The sequence below is a fragment of the Aestuariibius violaceus genome (assembly GCF_040779325.2).
Classification (GTDB): domain Bacteria; phylum Pseudomonadota; class Alphaproteobacteria; order Rhodobacterales; family Rhodobacteraceae; genus Aestuariibius; species Aestuariibius violaceus.
Genome location: NZ_JBFONT020000008.1, coordinates 1 through 19,060 on the forward strand (window position 1 = coordinate 1; position 19,060 = coordinate 19,060).

The following is a 19,060-nucleotide window of genomic DNA, read 5'->3' on the forward strand; positions in this document are numbered from 1 at the left end:
CACATGCGTGCAGCGATGTCCTACGCGGCATCAAACAGACTGCGAAGAGAAGCGTGACCCGGATGAGCGACAACGATCCTAAGCAACAAGAAAAACGAGCTTGACCCAAATGCCCAATTAGAGAAGCGGACTCTCTACACACTATCATAACGCTGCGCTTGCAGCCTGCATTGCGGACGTTCGTTCTCGGTGCAAATTCCAACGCACCACGCGTCTTGTCGCTTTTACTCTGCGCTCTCAGACGCCAATGCTTCGACGATCGCGCGCGATTGACGGCATTCAGCCAGACCAGGTCGGGTGATGAAAAAGACTGGCTCTGAGTTGCCATTTGGACAGACGGTATGCTCTGACAGACTTCCGTGTCGGGTTTGCCTGGCGAGAAGCAACGCATCAAGCTCGTTGTTCCAGATCAGTTCAATATCGTCAGTGATCCGTGTCTCCCGGACATAAGACTCAAGCTCGGTCGAATGCCGCGGCCATCCTTTTGGAAGCCGTTCGATGACCAGCGGGTCGAGACCGATGCTCAGCTTGCGGCCATTGAGAGCTGGAGCAACTGCTTCTGTGGCGTCTGTGAGGACGTCAAAAGCGCGCGAGATGTCCGGGAGATAAGCAGCGCCTTTCCGCGTCAACAGCAACCCTTGAGGGAGGCGCCGGAAGAGAGAGATGCCGAGCGACATTTCCAATCGCTTGACCTGCTGGCTGACGGCGCCGGCCGTGACGCCAAGCTCAGCTGCGGCGGCCTTGAAGCTCAAATGCCGCGCCGCCGCCTCAAATGCTTTGAGCCCGTTCAAGGATGGAAATCGATAGGTCATGCTGTCTCCCTACGGCGTATTAGCATGGACGACTTTCGAACGAGACTGAGATTTTCTAAGTCTCGCGCTCAAATTTTGTCGTTTGAGTAAGAGGAGGCAAGCCGGTCAAGTCTTGCCGAAAGTCAGGATGAGGACCTCAATAATGATCAGATACAACCCTCCGACTGGATGGCCACAACTTGGCCGTCCTTTCCATCATGGTGTGATCGCGCCGAAGGGCCACGTGCTCCACATAACCGGACAAGTGGCTTGGGACAAGGATGCCAATGTAATTGGCAAGGGCGATTGCGAAGCGCAGGCACAGCAATGCTTCGACAATGTCGAGAACATTCTGAAAGCCGTCGGCGGGCAATTGGAAGATATCGTCTCCTTAACGGTCTTCTATCTGGACCCAACGGACATGCCGGCGATTCAAAAAGTCAGGGCCGAACGCCTCCGAATGGAGCATGGCCCGGTCAGCATTCTCATCCAGGCAGCGGGGCTGATCACATCAGACCTACTGGTGGAAATCGCGCCAATTGCTGTGATCCCCGACGATCGCTTTCACGAACCAAAATATTGAGGTTGAACGGACATGAATAAATACAGCGGCTTCAAAGCCATTCGCAGCTTGGACTACGTGATCATCCTTTGTGACGACCTTGCAAGGATGAGAGCTTTCTACGAGCAGCTATTTGAGTTCTATATAGAAGAGGATTTCCTCGAACGAATGACGTTCTTTAGGGTTGGGACCTTGTTTCTTGGCCTGCGGAAGCGTGGGCGCGCCTATGATGGACCGAACGTGCCGTCATCATCCGCTTCCATCCAGATCAGCTTTCGCGTGCCGCCCGCTGATGTCGATCTCGCCTATGACAAGCTTGTCGAATGTGGTTTGGAGGTCATCGAACCACCTACGAACCAGGATTGGACCCACAGGACATTGTTCTTCAGGGACCCAGAGAATAACATCATCGAGATCTTCGCGGACATTCACCCATGTGAGACTTTGGCTGAACCGTCAGGGGCTCATCAAATTGTCGTTTGACGGCCCGAAGCGGCCTCTCGACCTAACCGATGACGCCGCACCGCAGCGCTCTCTATAGCTGCCATTAACTGACGTTACATGCGTGCGGACAGACTAGATTTCCAGGTAATACAAGGCAAAGACCACACGCATGTTTCAGGTTGTTGAATAGGATCAAATGTGGCCAACTTGTGTTTCCAAGACTAATATTCGACACCCATCTGCTGGCACAGCATGATTAGTTGTTCATTTTAACCCGATTTGTAGATTTGGTGAGAGTAAAGCAAACCCGATGGCCAAAAACCGTAGCATTACGAATGAAGAAATCGCCCTCATCAAGGCGATGGCTGCGCGAGGCATGAAGAACAAGGACATTCAGTTCTTTTTTAACCGGCCTGACCGACCTGTGAATTCTGGCAGGATCACCGGCATCAAGGACGGCAGCTACAGCGACTCCTCGAGGATTGGCGCGGCGAGTGACGGCACGCTTGATGCCTTCCTGAAGTCTTTCAAAGCCACGGGTGTTACGGCGTCGGTGGCAGTTCCGGGTTCTGGACCGTCGTCGGTTCCAGAAAGTGGTCCGATGGTTGAAGCTACCCTTGCCGCGATGTTCGCCAAGGACACAGGCGGTGTTTGGCGGTTCAAGTTTGGAGAAAGCGAAACTCACGAATGCAAGCAGGATTTCGGCTTCAAGCACACTGGAAAATGGCTTCGGGCCGTCGCGGCACTTGCAAACAATTCAGGTGGCTACATTGTCTTTGGCGTCAAAGATAAAAAGGTGACCGGCGGGAAAGTCGATCCCGAAAGCTACAAGGTGACCGGGCTCAAGGGTGCTGATTTCGTGAATGCCGATCCGGCAGATTTCACCAAGCGTATCAAATCAACTTTCGATCCTACGCCAGAAGTCGAGACCGGTGTTCTTGAAATCGATGGATTGAAGGTGGGCATCATGTTTGTCCATCAGCATGGCTCGCGTCCCGTGATTGCGCAGAAAGGCGACGGCGATCAGGTCAAGGAAGGAGACATCTTTTTCCGTTATCCTGGGCAATCAGCGCGTATCAAGTACAGTGATCTGCGGTCCATTCTCGACGAACGTGATCGTCAGTCTAGAGAGCAGATACTTCCGATGGTGGAAAAGCTTCTCCAGCTCGGTCCGCGTGATGCTATGGTCGCTGATCTTGCCGACGGCATTTTGAGCGATGAGAACCGGTCAATCGTGATCGGGGAAGATCTATTGGATAAGATCAAGTTTATTCGTGAGGGCGAATTCGATGAAAAGAAAGGCGAATCAACGCTGAAGCTGGTCGGGGAGGTTCAAGCTGTGGACGGTGCCGGTGCTGTTCTCCGAAAGGGATTTGCAACACCGGCAGACCTTATACGCAATTTCCTGAACGGGACTTCTCCTTACGATCCTAAGGACTATGTGCGTTGCGCAGTCGAAGTGAGCAACGGGGCTTGGTTGCCTATGCATTTTTATGGCGAGAAGGCCGGACTTGATCGACAAGGGCTTGCAGATTTCATTCACACAACCAAGGCGCCAGCCAAGCGCAAGGAAACCTATGCGGATCGTGCTCTAGGCAAAAATAGCCCGTATCAAAAGGCCGGCGGAGCTGCACTTGATTTCTTGGCGAAGATCAAAGGCGGCGACAAGCCGGAACCAAAGACGCCACAAGTAGCAGCAGATGTTGCCCGTGCGATTACGGGACTGGAAGATAAGCCGGAACTCTCTCTTGAAGACTTGTTGTCATTGCTTGGTGATTGCTGGGAAATCATCGAAACAGAAAAAGCAGTTGGCTGGGAATTATCAGGAAGGCAATTGCACGGGTGGACGAGCTGTATTTTTCAAACGACGGAGACGAGCAATCTGCAAGCAGATAGCATTGCGATGCCCGCGCTGAGATTAGAACCCAACAAGTCAGTCGTTCGAATGTCCGCTCTCTCAAATGATGTTTCAGAGTACTGCGGCTGCGGCGAATGGCTCCTTTCCCGCCCCCTCCTGCAGGAAAGCCCACGCCAACTGGATCGGCGCGGGCAATGCGTTTCATTAGTCTTTCGAGGGTTAGTCGCCTTTCACCGCCATCCCCTCCGGCAACCAAGCGTCCAACCGTGCCTTGGCCTCTTTCGACAGGCCCGCGCGAGCGCTCTCGTCGGTGAACATCTTATGGAGCTTCTCGACCTTGTCCTTCTTGGGCGATTTCGCGAAGGCGGGGGCGACGTCGGTGCCGATGATCTCGGCCATGATCTCGTCCAGCTGATCGCTCTTAAGCCGCGCGAAGAAGGCCTTGGTCGGTGTCCAGACCGCGCGGATATCGGCCTCGGCCAGATGAGCAATCTGCTCGACCAGCGGGGTCGGCCTGTCGAAGGCAAGGTCTGCCGCGAAGAGACGGGTGATCTGCTCGGTCAGAACGGCGTTGCGAGCTTTCTTCGACTGAGCACGGAACGCAGTGAAGGCGTCGCTCGCCTCTGATCCATTGAGCGGCATCCGATACTCTTGTGGTCTGAGCCTGTTGGGCAGTGCCATTCCCTGATCGCTCTTCTCGGGCATGTTCCGCGCCGCTTTGCCGCCGATCTGCAAGGGCATCGCGTCCCCATAGCAGGGCGTCGAGAGCGCGAAGGTCAGGAGATCAAGTGCCAGTTCGGGCTTCTTGATCAGCGCGGCTTGGATTGCCCCCGTGCGGATCGCCGCCAGATCGTCCATGAGGGAGGTCGGATAGGGCGTGGCGGGTTTCACCGCCTTGGCGTGGCGGCTCTCTTCGATCACCCCTGCCTCTATCGCCGCCGCCTGATCCTCGGGGCGCACCAGCCCCTGCCGCAGGTCGAGCGTGCCATCCCAGGCTATCGCCACCATCACGCCCGCATGAGCTTTCTGGGTCTCGGTGAAGTGCTCCTCGTTCAGCTTCGCCTCCAAGGTGGCAAACTCGGCGAGACCCGCCTCATCGCAGGCCTCCGCCTCGATCAATTCCGCAAGCTCCTCGTAACGCAGATGCTCCTCCTCGGAGATGTCCCTCTGTTCGGGATAGGTGCGGCGATAGTCTGCCAGAACCTCGTAAGGGATCGGCTCGATCTGGGCACTCACCCATGACCAGCCCTCGGCCTCAAGATCGGCCTTGGCCGCACTCAGCTTCGCCTCTGCCAAACCCCGCACCAGATCGGGATCGCAAAACCAGATGTCTGCCCCGAAGAGGTCTTCGCGGATCGCGCCGCCTGCCGCCTCATAGGCCTCGCGACCTACGAACCGTGCCAGTGAACTCTCGGCAGACACGGCCTCCTGCATGAGCATCCGTCTGATCTGGGCGGGCGTGTCGCCGCCATAGCCCTCCTGCAGACGGGTGAAGGTCGCCTCCTGTGCCGCCACATCGCCTGTCACCGTATAGGCCGCCGCCACGTCCAAGGTGATCTCACCCGCGCGCAAAGCCTCAAGGATCACAGGCGCAAGCCCTGCCAACCGCAAGCGCCCCGTTACATGGCGGACGGACACCGCGAAGGCCTTGGCGATGGTCTCGACGGATGCGCCTGTCTCGACCATCCGCCTATAGGCTCTGATCTCATCGGCGGGATTGAGGGCAAGACGCGCCGTATTCTCAGTGCTCGCCCAGACCTGCGCTTCGGCCTCGTCATCCGTTACGAGGACAGGCACAAGCACCTCGGCCTCGTTCTGCCCGTCCTCGGCGGCAATGGCCTTCAAGGCCCGCAAGCGGCGTCCGCCCGCCACGATGGCAACGCGGCTGTCTTCCATGAGCACGCCCATGAGGTTCTGCATAAGTCCCACAGTGCGGATCGAGTCTGCCAATGCGGCAATTTCCGCGTCCTCGACATCCTGCCGTGGGTTCATCACCGACAGGTCGAGCCGCCCCAGCGGGATATCGTGGATCGCGCGCGTGGGCATGGCAGGCAGCGCGCCTGTCTCGGTCGCTTTGGTGGCTTCGTTCGTTTTGATCTTCTCTTGCTTGGTCATTGGTCTCTCCTTTCGAGTGGGTTACCGACCCTCTGGACCTCAGAGGCTCGCGGAGAGACGCGCCGCGGCACGCCCCTGCGTCAGCCTCCGCGCCCTTCAAGCGCATCGGCAGACGAGGCGTTGGCCTGCGATCTCGACTTCGAAGTAATCCATGCCCAGATCACGGGCGAAGGCGTCGTAATCGAAGTAAAACCGCATCGCTTCGGGGATATCCCCGCAGATGCCGTCATCGACGAACTGCTCCGCCAATTCCCGCAGGCTCGCGAGATGGTAGATATCGACATCCAACTCGTTGGGATCGTCGCGACTTAGATCAAAGCTGACAGAGCAGTATTCCACGCCGACGATAAAGCGGAGCTTGTCCTCCTCCGACCAATCGTCGATGGCTTTCAGGACATCGCCGAGATTGGCTTGCGAGAGGCTCGCGGCCTTGCTCAAGGCGCAATCGATCTCCTCCCCATCGATGAATTGAATTTCGAACTCTTCGACCACCTCCCCATGATCATTGCGAAGCGCGTTCGCCTTGAGGCGATACTCTTCCAAGGTTTCAAAGTAGAAGCCCGCCGCCGTGATGTCGTAGGGCTGGGCAAAGAATGTGGTCGTCATAATCCGTCTCCGTCTCGTCGGGTTGAGACGGTGAGACCTGTTCCCACCGCCTTTGGGCGAAGCCTGCCTTCCTCGTTTCGAGGGAATGGCTCCTGCCATTCACCGAAGCGCAGGGAGGAGGGCGGCAGCCCGACGAGCGGCCGGACGGGACAGGGTCAAACGGGTCGGAGGCGGGACTGGTGCGGCCCGCAATCCCATTGGGATAAAGCCCCATCGGGGCGACCAATGGGATGAGGACACGGGTCCCGCCGGAGACGGCCGCAATTCTGCGGACGCTTGCCCTTTGACGATGGCCTGGCCGGGTGCTTGGCGGTAAATAAAGAGGAAGAGATGTCATGGTCCGTCAGGATCCATGGCGAGGTCAGTCTTCACCCGACCCATGGTTGGGTGGCGATGTCCTTAAATACCTCTAGAGATGCCGCGCCGGATCCCGGCGCTGATGGAGGATCCGATAGACGAGGATCCCATCACTCGATGACCTATAGTAGATCGAATGGCGCTCGTATTCCGCGCGTAACAGACCTTCCCTAACAACCTCATAGCGCCGACCCAGACCGGGATGCTCGGCCAGGAGCAAACAGCGCTGCCAGAGGGCTTCAGTGTAGCGCTCCGCCTGATCCAGGCAGAAGCGCTCGATCGTGTAGAGAGTAATCTCGGTAAAGTCGGTTTCTGCGTCCCGGGTGAGGGTCAGCCTAGTCACTCACCAACCCTTTGGCGCGCGCCATCGCCCGCGCCTGTTCCAGGATCTCGGGCAGGCTCTTCTCACTGATCCCGCTGGCCTCGGCCGCGTCGATCATCCCGCGCAACTCGGCGATCGCGCCTTCCCGGCGCTCCTGATCGTGGCGCACCAGATCCCGAAAGTACTCGCTCACATTGCCGTAACGGCCCGTGGCGATCTGCGCTTCGACCCAGTCGTTCATCTGGTCCGGCATGGATATGGTCAAACGGGTCATCAATGGCCTCCTCTCAAATACTCTCGTGTCGCATATATCATATATAATCATAACAGATCACATAATGATTTGCAAACTTGGGTGAATGCGGTCCTAGTCCGCCCGCGCCACGAACACGACATTCAGCCGATACAGCGCTTTGGGGCCGGTGAGGCCGGTCCACCATGCGGCCAGGTCGTCCAGTCGATCCTGCGGCAGCGCATGAACGGCTGAGAACAGAGCGGTCAGGTTTTCCAGTTCGTCTGAGTGACCGTCGGAAGCGATTAAAAGCGCAAAGCCGTGGCGGCCCGTATGATCATCCTCCCGGAGCGGTTCTGGGGCGCCGGTGATGGGGTGACTAGGTAGGAATTGGTGGCCTGCGGTCAGATCGGCCACCCAAGGGATATCGGCGTTGTTGAGCGGCATTGGATACCAGGTGCCGTCCAGCTCCTGCAGGGCGATGGCCTGACCCGCAAAGCCGCTCTCCAGATGGAATACGAACTCCTCGCCTAGGGCGATCCGCTTCTTGGCCAGCGGCGCCCGGTCGGACCGCCGGACAAGCCCCATCCCGGCCTCGTAACGTTGGATGGTGAACGTGCCGAACACCCCATGCTCCTCCAGCAGCTCCGTCCAGGAGGTGATCTGGCTGTCCGTGTAGAGATCCGGAGCGTGTCTGACCCCAAGATCGGGATGGTGCTCTCCGATCCAGGCATGGATGAAGGCCGCGCGGTCCTTGGACAGGGTTCCGTCGCGGAGATGCGACTCGTAGCCCAGTCCAACCTTGTCCGGCAGAACCTCACTGCAGAAGGCCTCTAACGTCCAACGGCGCTCACTACAGACAGCCTTGATCGCCGGATAGAGTGTCTTCCGCTGATCAGTATCCGCCTGCTGCCAATCGATCCGTCTGCGCCTCATCGCCCCACATTGCTTGAATTGCCCGCCTCACTGCGCGGGCATTGCGTGGTCCTACTGTGGCATAGTTCGGACACCGAAAAGAAGAGAAAAGCGAAGGGATTACAACCTGTTGGGTAAATCCCCGCCGCCTCTTTGGCAAAGCCAAACTTCGTGATCCGGAGGCCGAGATGACCGAAACAAACCCCAAACTCACAATCGACTGGGACGCCTATCTGCCGTTCCTCGAAGACGAGGCTATCCCCGAAGAGCAGAAGCGCGCGCTCATCGAAACCCTCTGGTCGATCGTGGTCACCTTCGTCGATCTCGGCTTCGGGATCGAGCCGGCACAAGAGATCTGTGGACAAGACCAGGGGAGATTGGCGAGCGCCTTCCGCGATGTGGTAAAGTGTGGAGATAATCCGGACATTGAGATGCAAGAGGTGGCTTCCAGTCTGGAAGCGCCGGAAAGGAGGCCGTAATGGAGGATCAGAGACATATCCCGAAAGCCGTCATCTACCGCCGGGTCTCCAGTTCGGCCCAGACGAAGCGTGGGGACGGTCTGACCTCCCAGGAAACCCGCTGCCGGGAATATGCCCGCCACAAAGGTTATGAGGTGGCGCAGGTCTTCACCGACGACATGACCGGCAGCCTCGCCACCCGACCGGGCATGCAGGCGATGCTCACATATCTCCGCAAGAACCGAAAGCGGGGCACAATCGTCATCATCGACGATATCAGCCGCCTGGCCCGCGGGTTAGAGGCGCATCTGGAATTGCGCGCGTCCCTCGCCAAGGCTGGCGGCAAGCTCGAAAGCCCGTCCATCGAGTTTGGCGAAGATTCGGATTCTATTCTGGTCGAAAACCTCCTTGCCAGCGTTTCGCAGCACCAGCGGCAGAAGAACGGGGAACAGACCGTCAACCGGATGCGGGCCCGGGCCATGAACGGCTATTGGTGTTTCCAGGCGCCGGTTGGCTACCGGTATCAGCGCATTAGCGGGCGCGGGAACATGCTGGTCCGCGACGAGCCCACAGCCTCGCTTTTGCGGGAGGCCCTCGAGGGCTATGCCTGCGGGCGCTTCCAGACCAAGGTCGAGGTGAAGCGCTTCCTGGAAAGCCAGCCCGCCTTTCCGAAGGACACGGCCAATGGGCTCCTGCACCATCAGCGGATCCAAGACATCCTGACCCGCCCGATCTATGCGGGCTATCTGGACGTGCCACTCTGGAACGTGCCCCTGCGCAAGGCGCAGCATGAGGGCCTGATCGACTTCGAGACCTTCCAGAAGATCCAGAACCGCCTTCAGGAGAGGGCCAAGGCGCCCGCGCGAAAAGACATCAGCGCGGACTTCCCGCTCAGAAACTTCATCCTCTGCAATGACTGCCAGAAGCCACTGACCTCCTGCTGGTCGAAAAGCAAGACCGGCAAGAAGCATCCATACTATCTGTGCCACACGAAAGGCTGCCCGAGCTATCGCAAGTCGATCCGCCGCGACGAGCTGGAAGGGGCCTTCGCGGACATGCTGCAAACTATGCAACCGACGGACGGACTCTTCGCCCTCGTCCGGCAGATGTTCAAGGACGCCTGGGATCAGCAACTGGCCCGCGTCCAGTCGCAGAGCGGCGAGGCCAAGAGACAGATCAAGGCCATCGAGAAACAGGTCGACGGGCTGATGGACCGGATTGTCGAGGCGAACTCGTCGAGCGTCATCTCCGCCTATGAGGCAAAGATCGATCGTCTTGAGACAGAGAAGCTGTTGCTCACCGAAAAGCTGCGCAAAACCGGCCAGCCCAAACGCAGCTTCGAGGAGATGTTCGAACTCGCCATGGCCTTCCTCGCAAGCCCTTGGAAACTCTGGGCTTCCGGCAACCTACCCCTGCAGAGAACCGTCCTGAAACTGGCCTTCGCAGAGCGTCTGGCCTATTGCCGCAAAGAGGGACTTCGAACCCCGAAAACTACCTTGCCCTTCAAGGCGTTAGAGGCTTTTTCCACAGGTGAAAGGGAAATGGCGCGCTGGGGAGGATTCGAACCCCCGACCCCTTGATTCGTAGTCAAGTACTCTATCCAACTGAGCTACCAGCGCGCAGAGTGTTCGGGAGATAGCGGCGGCGTTCCCGCGGCGCAAGGGTGAATCGACGTCAACTGACGGCGATCGTTACCGCATCCATCTTGGGCAGGCAGATCAGAAAGCGTGACCCATCCGCTCCCGTCTGCCGCAACTCAAGTGTACCACCGTGGCCCCGGATGAGCTCAGCAGCTATAGCGAGGCCAAGCCCTGCGCCGCCCTTTCGGGCACCCCCACGGAATGGGCGAAAGAGATACTCTCGGGCCTTTGGCGGCAGGCCCGGGCCGGTATCGGCGATCTCGATCCACCAGGCTTGGTCGTCCTCCCAGGCCGAGAGCGACACTTCGCCGGGCTTTCCCGTCGCTATAATCGCCTGTCGCGCATTGCGGATGAGATTTGAGATGACCCGGAAGAGTTGCTCTCCATCAGCTCGGATCATCAAACCAGGCGGCACCTCTTCTTTGAAAGCAATCTCGTAGTCGCCCGCAGCCAGCCGCTCGCTGTCGATCACATCCTCAACGATCCGCGCGATCGCGACCCGGTCAAGTGTCGGGGGCGGCTCCTCCGCCTTTCCGAAGGCGAGCGTGCTCTCGCAGAGGGACACCGCGCGCGCGATAGAATTGATGAGCTTCGGCGCCATCCGGCGCACCAAGGGATCCTCTGAAGCTTCGATCCGATCGGTGAAGAGCTGGGCGGAAGTCAGAATGTTGCGCAGGTCGTGACTGACTTTAGCTACAGCCTCTCCCAATTGAGCCAGACGCTCTTTCTGGCGCAGGGCTGAGGTCAATTGCGTCTGAAGCGATTGCAGTGCCTCTTCAGCCTCACGTAACTCCGTCACGCTCGCCTTCGGCTCGATAATGCGGCGGGTGTCCTCTGGTTCGGCGGCGTAGCGCTGCATCGCGCTGACAACCCCCTTTATCGGCGTCACGATGAAGCGGCGCGCAGTAAGAAATAGAAGGATAGCTGTCACGATCGAAATGATTGCAGAAAGGAAAAGAATACGGAGGCCGTATCGGATCATCTCGTGGCGCAAATCCATGGTATGCATGGTGACCTCGATCAGCAGCCCACCCCCTCTCACAGGCTCTCCGATGACGCGCACGACCCGTTCTTCGGTATCAACGAGGCGCTCCAGAGCGTTGCGGATCAGTTGCCATGGCGTCGGAGCCCGCAGGTCGTATGTCGCGTGGATCGGCGCAGGGATCGGAGAAGACAGGATCAGTTGACTGATCTCATCTCGCCGCAATACAACGTTGAAGACGCCTGCGCTCTCCAGCAGTTCCTCTTCCAGGTCACGGTCGATCATGTCGTCGGCCAGTAGCGCAAGCGAGGCGATCTGCGCCCGCTCAAGTCGAAGCAATAGGTAATCCTCGCGGAAGCGGGCAACGGATGGCACGAAGACCATGACCTCGACCAGCATCACGAAGATGGTCGTGAGGATGAGCAATCTGCCGGAGAGGGATTTTATCATGGTTACCAAAAGACCCGGGAACCCACCTAGGGTATTCTTTTCTGAACGAAGCCGACAATGCGCTTAACCATCGTACTGTCAAAGATCTTCGGGCCAAGATACGCGCCCGCCGCCCGTTTGTTGACCTCCATCAGTGTCGGATAGGGCAGAACGGTATTGGAAAGCGCCGTCATTTTCAGACCGTTCGCAATGGCCATGGCCCAGATGCCAATCAGCTCTCCGGCCTGGGCGCCGACGATAGATGCGCCGACAGGTTTGCCGCGCACCACCATGACCTTTACAAGACCTTCCGTCTTGCCCTCGGCGATTGCGCGGTCGTTTTCATCATAAGCGAAGCGGACAACGGAGAGACTGGGGCCATACTTCTTGCGCGCCTGGTCTTCGGTCAAACCAACCTGAGCCAGTTCGGGATCGGTATAAGTCGCCCATGGGATGTGATCCTCCCGCGCCTTCGACGGAAGGCCGAAAAGCATCGACTTGATGACCACGCCAGCGTGATACCCCGCAACATGGGTGAATTGGTACCGGCCCGCGGCATCACCGACGGCATAGACCTTCTTGTTGCTGACTGATCGGAGATCGTCGCCGACCTTCAGCCCGCCACGGTTATAGGCGATACCGCCCTTTTCGAGATCCAGCCGTTCGAGGTTTATCTTACGACCAACAGCCATGAGAAGATGACTGCCTGAGAAGTCGCCTTCGCTAGTATGAACCGTCACGCCAGCTGTAGCGCTTACACGTTCGGCCAGCGCGTCTTCAACGATCTCAACCCCTTCGGCACGAAGGCGGTCAAGTACAACTGACGCTAACTCGGGATCGTCTTTGCCAAGGGCCTTTTGCCCTTCGATGACAGTAACCTTCGACCCGAGGCGGATATGTGCCTGCGCCATCTCCATCCCAATCGGACCGCCGCCTACGATCAACAGATGCTCGGGCTTTTCCCGAAGATCGAAGATCGTCTCGTTCGTGTGGACCTCGACCTCATCCAGACCGTCGATCGGCGGCACGAAGGGGGAGGATCCAGTGGCAACGACAATCCGCCGCGCCTCGATCACGGTATCACCCGCTTGTACCTCAGTCTTTGAGATGAAGCGTCCGTATTCGCGGATCACCTTGACGCCCAAACCTTCGAAGCGCTCCTGGCTGTCGACCGGCGCGATCGTGTCGATCACCTTATGGACGTGATCCTTCGCGGTCGCGTAGTCGACCTGCGGTGTGACCGGCTTCACCCCGAATGATTTGCCACTCCGCATTGCCTGGGCTTTCTTGGCGGCCGCAATGAGCGCCTTGGACGGAACACATCCGTAATTCAGGCAGTCACCGCCCATTTTGTGCCCTTCGAGTAGGACAACGTCTGCCCCCATCTGCACGGCACCCGCTGCGACGGACAACCCGCCTGAGCCAGCTCCGATCACCAGGACGTCCGCCTTGATGCGTTTCGGTGCCTTTTGCGCCACCTCGGGCTCGGTCTGCGTGTTGATCTGGTCCATGGCTCAGATACCTTTCTTGCCGCGGACGGCTTTGAGGATGATCGGGAAAATGGCCAGCACACAGAGGCCGAGGATCGGCAGCAGGATGTGCGTCTCGAAAATGATACCAAGGTTGGGCGTCTCGCCACGGGCGAACACCTCGCCCAAACCTGCGCCGACGGACGTATAGACGACAGCCCCCGGAATGATGCCTAGAAATGTCGTGACAGCGAAGCGATAAAGCGGAACACCAACAAGCGCCGGGACAAGATTTGCCACAAAGAACGGCACGGCCGGGACCAGCCGGATAAGGAACAGCGCCTCCCACTGATTGTCGTCGATGGCCGCTTTGATCTTCCTGACGCCTCCCTCCGAAGCATCCATCCGAGCCGACAGTTTCTCACCAAGGCCCCAGCGAGCAGCGAGAAAGATCAGCACCGCACCGATCGTTGCCGAGAGCACGTTGAAAAGCGCGCCGGGGAACGTTGCGAAAAGGAAACCGCCGGTCAACGTCGCGATCGTCGCCCCAGGGAGAGAGAAACCCACGATGATCACATAGGCCAGCATGAAGACGACAACGGTCAGAAAATAATTGCCATCGCGAAAGGCGATCAGCGCTTCGCGATTGGCTGCCAGTGTCTCGAACGTCAGGTAATCCCTCAGGAAGAAGAAGCCTGCCAAGGCCGCAACTCCGATCGCAATGAGGGGCAGGTTCTTCACAAAGGTCGATTCTGTCTCGGTATCTGGCATATGGGTCATCTCACGCTCCACTCGGGTGTTGCGCAAGAGATGCCCGCATCGGTGCCGTCGCGATAGGCCTCTCACGTGGCGTTGAAGCCGAGGTCACGGTGCGGTGATGGCGGCACCCGCTGCGCGGCGCTCATGTTTCAGAACGGGCGAATCTGCCTTGACGCCTGAAACATTTGTTACGGAACAGGAGCGCTTGTTGTTGCAGAAACCGGGTTCACCCCGTTGACAGGCGCCGCGCAGCCTTCTATGCGACAGCTTCTCGAACACTTTGGGGCTTGAGTTCCGCCGATGGAAGTCGCCCCCTGACCCGGAGAGCGACGATGAAACGGACCTATCAACCTTCGAACCTCGTGCGCAAGCGGCGCCACGGTTTTCGTGCGCGCATGGCGACGAAGGCAGGGCGCAAGATCCTGAACGCCCGCCGCGCCCGCGGCCGCAAGGCGCTCAGCGCCTGATTTCAAACGATCAGCCTGCGTCCGAGATGGCGCATGGCACGCGGATCGACCGCCTTTTGAAGCGCCGGGATTTCCTGGCGCTTAATCGTTCTGTGAGGGTGCCGACAAAGGGATTCCTCCTTCTGGCCAAGGAGCAGCGCCCAGATGGCGCGATACGGGTCGGGTTCACCTGTTCTAAGAAGCTCGGCAACGCCGTGGCGCGCAACCGGGCGAAGCGGCGCTTGCGCGCTGTGGCACGAAAGCTCTTGCCGGATCTCGGCCAGTCGGGTTGGGATTATGTCCTTGTTGGGCGCCCCGGATCGACCGTGAACATGCCTTTTGCAGAGCTTGAGGCAGATCTACGCAGCGCCCTCACCAAGGTTCACGGCTCATGAGCCCGCTGGCCCACATTGTCGCCGCGCCCATCCGGCTTTATAGGCTGATCGGCTCCCCTTGGGTCGGGCACAATTGCCGGTTTCAGCCCACCTGCTCTGCCTATGCCCTCGAAGCGCTGGAAAGGCATGGAGCTGCGCGTGGCACATGGCTGGCGGCCAGGCGGGTCGCGCGCTGCCATCCCTGGGGGAAATCGGGGATCGACAACGTTCCCTAGGAGCGGCGCCCGAGAAACGGCGGCAGGTCCAGATCGTTCACATCGACATAGCGCTGCTCTGATCGTCGCCTGAATCCAAAGCCGCCGAAGACACGCACGGCGGCGTAGATTACGCTTCTCCGGACAAACCCAACCGCGGACGTCTTCATCGCCTCCAGCATAATCCGGTCTGCAAAGTGTCGGTCCTGTTCCAGCGGTCGCCTCCCTTCGATGTCCTGCCAAGCGATGTAAAGGTAGTCATGAACGATCGCCGCCTCGAGCCACGGCCCCACCCGCCCGACGACCCATCGGACGAACTGCGGCACTGATGTCAGGTCGGTGATGAGACCCGGCGGAACTGCAACCTCCCGCTGTTCTCCATCCGCCAATACCCTGATACGAAACTGCGCGCCGACGATATAGTCAGCATCTTGCCCCACCCTCATCTCAACACTGCCCTTGGGCCGAACCAGAACGAGCGCGTCCAGATAGTCTAGGTCCGACAAAAAGCTCCACTCATCCGGATAGGGGTTCGTCACCTCCTCGGGATGATCATAAAGACGCAAGCGCTTCATCTTCCGCTCCATCGGCCAATGGGGTAGCGGTAGTCTATGTTAGACGATATCGACGATATCCACCCCCTGCTGGCGGGGGCACCGAAGACGACGGAGTTCCGCAAGCTACGCAAACGCATCGTGCGCAACGTCCGAGAAGCGATCGACGCCTACGGCATGATCGAACCGGGCGCGCGCTGGCTGGTCTGCCTCTCAGGTGGAAAAGACAGCTACACCCTGCTCGCTGCGCTCTACGAGCTGCAATGGCGTGGTCTTCTGCCGATTGATGTGCTCGCTTGCAATCTCGACCAGGGGCAGCCGGGTTTCCCCGCAACCGTTCTGCCGGAATTCCTCGAACAGATGGGTGTTCCGCACAGGATCGAATACCAAGACACTTACTCGATCGTGGTCGACAAGGTCCCTGAAGGCCGCACCTACTGTGCCCTCTGCTCTCGTCTGCGCCGCGGTAACCTCTACCGTATTGCGAGGGAGGAAGGCTGCAGCGCCATCGTACTCGGTCACCATCGCGACGATATCCTTGAGACGTTCTTTATGAACCTCTTCCACGGCGGTCGGATCGCGACGATGCCGCCGAAGCTATTGAACGAGGAAGGCGACCTCTTAGTCTATCGCCCGCTCGCCCATGTGGCAGAGGTCGACTGCGAGAAATTCGCGGCCGCTATGAGTTACCCCATCATCCCCTGCGACCTCTGTGGCAGCCAGGATGGGCTGCAGCGCCAGCAGATCAAGAAGATGCTCGACGGGTGGGAAGCGAACAGCCCCGGCCGCCGCCAGGTCCTGTTCCGCGCACTGACCAATGTGAGGCCGTCGCACATGCTCGACCCCGCTCTTTTTGACTTCCCTGGTCTCACCGCCACAAGGACTCGCGACGATAGGAACCCCTGAATCGACTTGACCTTTGCAGGTCGCACCTGTTGAACCTGCCTGACCCAAACCCCCTCCACATCAAGCGGCAGATCCATGGACGATCAGAACAAGAACTTCATTCTTGCGACAGCGCTGAGCTTCCTCGTGCTTCTCGCCTGGCTGATCTTCTTTCCGCCGCCAGAGGCACCACAACAGCCAACTGATGCGGCCTTACCCCCGTCTACCGTTGAGCCCGGCGCTGCTGATGTGGTTGTGCCACCTACTGCGGCTCCTGCAGAGGCCACCGGCACCGTCGCGCCATCTTCGGACATCGCGCAAGCGCTGGAGAATGCGCCGCGCGTCACAATCGATTCCGGATCGCTGACGGGTTCCATCTCGCTCCTGGGTGGCCGTATCGACGAACTGTACCTGAAAGATTACCGCGAAACCCTCGATCCTGAGGCACCGATCGTTCAGCTTCTGTCGCCCGTTGGATCGGCTGAACCGTACTATGCGCTGCATGGCTGGGCCGCCCAGGCAGGCGTTGCCGCAGATGACGTTCCGAATGCACGCACGATCTGGCAGATCGAAGCCGGAGAGACACTCGCGCCTCAAGACCCGGTCACGCTTGTCTGGCAGAACGGCAACGGCCTGACGTTCCGCAAGACGTTCTCGATGGATGACAAGTTTCTCTTCACCATCGAACAGAGCGTCGAGAACACTTCCGGCACCGATGTCAGCCTCGCCCCATACGGCATCGTTGCCCGCCACGGCGAGCCGGATGACCTTACCGGCTTCTTCATCATTCACGAAGGCGCGATCCGCATGACGGATGGCGAGCTTGAAGAAACAAGTTACTCCAACATGACGGAGTTGGACGCCGATCCCCGCGGCCGCGGTCTGGTTGACAGCGTCCAGGTCACTGAGAATGGTTGGATCGGTTTCACCGATCACTATTGGATGACCACCCTCATCCCGCCATCTGGAGAGTCATTCCGGTCGATCGCGCGCTACAGCCCCAGCCGGGATCTCTACCAGACCGAAGTGGTGATGCCGGTTCGGACGGTTGCAGCCGGCGAGACACTGACTCAGCAGACACAGCTCTTTGCCGGTGCAAAGGAGTGGGAGGCGATCCAAACCTACCAGAACGAAGGCGGCATCAATCGCTTTATCGACTCGATCGACTGGGGCTGGTTCTTCTTCCTCACCAAACCGATCTTCTGGCTACTGCACGAGTTGAACCTAATCATAGGCAACATGGGCTGGGCGATCATCGTTCTGACCCTGATCATCAAGGCCGTGCTGCTGCCGCTCGCCTACAAGTCCTATGTCTCGATGGCGAAGATGAAAGAGCTCCAGCCGGAGATGGAGAAGCTGAAGGAGAAGGCCGGCGACGACCGCCAGCAGCTTCAACAGGGCATGATGGAACTCTACAAGAAGAACAAGGTGAACCCCGCCTCGGGATGTCTGCCGATCCTTTTGCAGATCCCAATCTTCTTCTCACTCTACAAGGTGATCTTCGTCACGATCGAGCTGCGCCACGCGGAATGGCTTGGATGGATCCGCGACCTTTCCGCCCCCGATCCGTCGTCGATCCTGAACCTCTTCGGGTTGCTGCCTTGGAGCACTCCGGAGCCCGGCTCGCTGTTCTTCATCTTCTCGCTCGGGATCCTCCCCATCTTCCTCGGGATCTCCATGTGGTTGCAGCAGAAGTTGAACCCGGCGCCGACGGATCCGACGCAGAAGATGATCTTCGCTTGGATGCCGTGGGTCTTCATGTTCATGCTCGGCAGCTTTGCGAGCGGCCTCGTCCTTTACTGGATCGCGAACAACGTGATCACCTTTGCACAGCAATACCTGATCATGCGCAGCCAGGGCATGAAGCCGGACCTCTTCGGCAACATCACCGAAGGCTTTCGGAAGAAGGATACGAAGGATCAGTAGCGGTCTCTGGCAGGAAGGCGTCTGGTGAGCGAGATCCGGTTCCCGCTGGCATCGATTGATGATCCGGAGGCAATTGAGGCAGGCAGGAAGCTGTTCGAAGGGCCTGTCGATTTCCTCAAAGGCGTCGTGGCCATGTCAGGCCTGCCGCCTGCCGACCGGGTCGAACTGTGTTTCGCGGGCCGGTCTAATGTCGGCAAGTCATCCCTCATCAATGCGCTGACAGATCGAAAATCGCTCGCCCGTACCTCGAACACGCCGGGTCGCACGCAGGAGATCAACTTCTTCACGCTCGGCACGTCGCACTACATGGTTGATCTGCCCGGATACGGCTACGCGAAGGCGCCGCTTGGTGTGGTAAAGAAATGGCAGGATCTGCTCAAGAGCTACCTCTCTGGTCGACCAAACCTTCGGCGGGCCTTCGTGCTGATCGACGGGCGGCACGGCGTGAAGGCTGTGGATGAGGAGATATTCTCACTTCTCGACAAGTCCGCTGTGACCTTCCAATGCGTCATCACCAAGGCCGACAAGGTCAAGACCACCGCACAGGAAGCCATGCTTGACCAAGTCCGGGAAAGGCTTTCGCGCCATCCCGCCGCCTTTCCTGAGCTGGTCCTGACCTCGTCGAACGACGGCACGGGCATCGCCGACCTGCGTGCGATTATCGCGAACCTCGCCTGATCGCGCTTCACAGCGGCCTGGCACCCGGCTATCCCGGTCGAAC

20 protein-coding genes, 1 tRNA gene and 1 pseudogene are annotated in these 19,060 nt (G+C 58.8%); 11 read left to right on the plus strand and 11 right to left on the minus strand.

Going from position 1 to position 19,060, the window contains the following annotated elements; all coding sequences use genetic code 11:
• Positions 1-224: 224 nt before the first annotated feature.
• The gene (locus AADZ90_RS18210; RefSeq protein ID WP_367312168.1) at positions 225-812 is read right to left on the minus strand and encodes a LysR family transcriptional regulator; all 588 of its coding nucleotides are present in this window, start codon (positions 810-812) and stop codon (positions 225-227) included.
• A gap of 142 nt (positions 813-954) precedes the next feature.
• On the opposite strand from AADZ90_RS18210, the gene AADZ90_RS18215 reads away from it, so the two are divergent.
• The 3 genes from AADZ90_RS18215 to AADZ90_RS18225 all read left to right on the plus strand — a co-directional run bounded on the left by AADZ90_RS18215 (position 955) and on the right by AADZ90_RS18225 (position 4,282).
• The gene (locus AADZ90_RS18215) at positions 955-1,374 is read left to right on the plus strand and encodes a RidA family protein (protein WP_367312169.1); all 420 of its coding nucleotides are present in this window, start codon (positions 955-957) and stop codon (positions 1,372-1,374) included.
• Positions 1,375-1,386: 12 nt separating this feature from the next.
• Positions 1,387-1,836 (plus strand): VOC family protein, encoded by a 450-nt coding sequence (locus tag AADZ90_RS18220; protein WP_367312170.1) that lies wholly within the window; start codon positions 1,387-1,389, stop codon positions 1,834-1,836.
• A 271-nt stretch (positions 1,837-2,107) separates the two neighbouring features.
• Positions 2,108-4,282, plus strand: coding sequence for an ATP-binding protein (locus AADZ90_RS18225; protein WP_367312171.1), 2,175 nt, complete (start codon positions 2,108-2,110; stop codon positions 4,280-4,282).
• A gap of 879 nt (positions 4,283-5,161) precedes the next feature.
• Here the strand turns inward: AADZ90_RS18225 and AADZ90_RS22475 are convergent.
• The 5 genes and pseudogenes from AADZ90_RS22475 to AADZ90_RS18250 form a co-directional block, all read right to left on the minus strand.
• A pseudogene (locus AADZ90_RS22475) lies at positions 5,162-5,770 on the minus strand (ParB/RepB/Spo0J family partition protein); the annotation flags it as partial.
• A gap of 96 nt (positions 5,771-5,866) precedes the next feature.
• Positions 5,867-6,376, minus strand: a complete 510-nt coding sequence (locus AADZ90_RS18235; RefSeq protein ID WP_367312172.1) for an antirestriction protein ArdA — start codon at positions 6,374-6,376, stop codon at positions 5,867-5,869.
• 409 nt (positions 6,377-6,785) lie between these two features.
• Positions 6,786-7,076: a type II toxin-antitoxin system RelE/ParE family toxin gene (locus AADZ90_RS18240; protein ID WP_367312173.1), complete on the minus strand. Its 291-nt coding sequence runs from the start codon at positions 7,074-7,076 to the stop codon at positions 6,786-6,788.
• Entirely contained in the window at positions 7,069-7,329 is a 261-nt protein-coding gene (locus tag AADZ90_RS18245) for a type II toxin-antitoxin system ParD family antitoxin (protein ID WP_367312174.1), read from the minus strand. The genes AADZ90_RS18240 and AADZ90_RS18245 overlap by 8 nt, the downstream gene beginning before the upstream one ends.
• Positions 7,330-7,422: 93 nt before the next feature.
• Complete coding sequence (locus AADZ90_RS18250) at positions 7,423-8,223, minus strand: hypothetical protein (protein ID WP_367312175.1); 801 nt, start codon at positions 8,221-8,223, stop codon at positions 7,423-7,425.
• A 167-nt stretch (positions 8,224-8,390) separates the two neighbouring features.
• Between AADZ90_RS18250 and AADZ90_RS18255 the strand changes: the two genes are divergently transcribed.
• Positions 8,391-8,681, plus strand: a complete 291-nt coding sequence (locus tag AADZ90_RS18255) for a hypothetical protein (protein WP_367312176.1) — start codon at positions 8,391-8,393, stop codon at positions 8,679-8,681.
• Entirely contained in the window at positions 8,681-10,240 is a 1,560-nt protein-coding gene (locus AADZ90_RS18260; RefSeq protein WP_367312177.1) for a recombinase family protein, read from the plus strand. The genes AADZ90_RS18255 and AADZ90_RS18260 overlap by 1 nt, the downstream gene beginning before the upstream one ends.
• Here the strand turns inward: AADZ90_RS18260 and AADZ90_RS18265 are convergent.
• From AADZ90_RS18265 to AADZ90_RS18280, 4 genes are all read right to left on the minus strand, one after another.
• Positions 10,203-10,279 (minus strand) — tRNA-Arg (locus AADZ90_RS18265). The two genes, AADZ90_RS18260 and AADZ90_RS18265, sit on opposite strands and share 38 nt — an antisense overlap.
• A gap of 55 nt (positions 10,280-10,334) precedes the next feature.
• Entirely contained in the window at positions 10,335-11,732 is a 1,398-nt protein-coding gene (locus AADZ90_RS18270; protein WP_367312255.1) for a sensor histidine kinase, read from the minus strand.
• A gap of 26 nt (positions 11,733-11,758) precedes the next feature.
• Positions 11,759-13,222: a dihydrolipoyl dehydrogenase family protein gene (locus AADZ90_RS18275; RefSeq protein ID WP_367312178.1), complete on the minus strand. Its 1,464-nt coding sequence runs from the start codon at positions 13,220-13,222 to the stop codon at positions 11,759-11,761.
• Between the two features lie 3 nt (positions 13,223-13,225).
• The gene (locus AADZ90_RS18280) at positions 13,226-13,960 is read right to left on the minus strand and encodes a TVP38/TMEM64 family protein (protein ID WP_367312179.1); all 735 of its coding nucleotides are present in this window, start codon (positions 13,958-13,960) and stop codon (positions 13,226-13,228) included.
• A 311-nt stretch (positions 13,961-14,271) separates the two neighbouring features.
• Between AADZ90_RS18280 and rpmH the strand changes: the two genes are divergently transcribed.
• Genes rpmH through yidD form a run of 3 tightly spaced genes read left to right on the plus strand, consistent with a single transcriptional unit; the run spans position 14,272 to position 14,995 of the window.
• Complete coding sequence (gene rpmH, locus AADZ90_RS18285) at positions 14,272-14,406, plus strand: 50S ribosomal protein L34 (RefSeq protein ID WP_072791770.1); 135 nt, start codon at positions 14,272-14,274, stop codon at positions 14,404-14,406.
• Between the two features lie 26 nt (positions 14,407-14,432).
• Positions 14,433-14,780 carry a ribonuclease P protein component gene (gene rnpA / locus AADZ90_RS18290; RefSeq protein WP_367312180.1) on the plus strand — a complete coding sequence of 116 codons (348 nt, stop codon included), beginning with the start codon at positions 14,433-14,435 and terminating at the stop codon, positions 14,778-14,780.
• Positions 14,777-14,995, plus strand: a complete 219-nt coding sequence (yidD, locus tag AADZ90_RS18295; RefSeq protein ID WP_367312181.1) for a membrane protein insertion efficiency factor YidD — start codon at positions 14,777-14,779, stop codon at positions 14,993-14,995. Before rnpA ends, yidD begins: the two co-directional genes overlap by 4 nt.
• Here the strand turns inward: yidD and AADZ90_RS18300 are convergent.
• Positions 14,992-15,549, minus strand: a complete 558-nt coding sequence (locus tag AADZ90_RS18300) for a DUF1353 domain-containing protein (protein ID WP_367312182.1) — start codon at positions 15,547-15,549, stop codon at positions 14,992-14,994. The genes yidD and AADZ90_RS18300 overlap by 4 nt on opposite strands.
• A gap of 36 nt (positions 15,550-15,585) precedes the next feature.
• Between AADZ90_RS18300 and ttcA the strand changes: the two genes are divergently transcribed.
• From ttcA to yihA, 3 genes are all read left to right on the plus strand, one after another.
• Positions 15,586-16,434: a tRNA 2-thiocytidine(32) synthetase TtcA gene (ttcA, locus tag AADZ90_RS18305; protein WP_367312183.1), complete on the plus strand. Its 849-nt coding sequence runs from the start codon at positions 15,586-15,588 to the stop codon at positions 16,432-16,434.
• Positions 16,435-16,509: 75 nt separating this feature from the next.
• A complete protein-coding gene (yidC, locus tag AADZ90_RS18310) occupies positions 16,510-18,339 on the plus strand; it encodes a membrane protein insertase YidC (protein WP_367312184.1) in 1,830 nt (609 codons plus the stop codon).
• Positions 18,340-18,363: 24 nt separating this feature from the next.
• Complete coding sequence (gene yihA / locus AADZ90_RS18315) at positions 18,364-19,017, plus strand: ribosome biogenesis GTP-binding protein YihA/YsxC (protein WP_367312185.1); 654 nt, start codon at positions 18,364-18,366, stop codon at positions 19,015-19,017.
• The last annotated feature ends 43 nt before the right edge of the window (positions 19,018-19,060 follow it).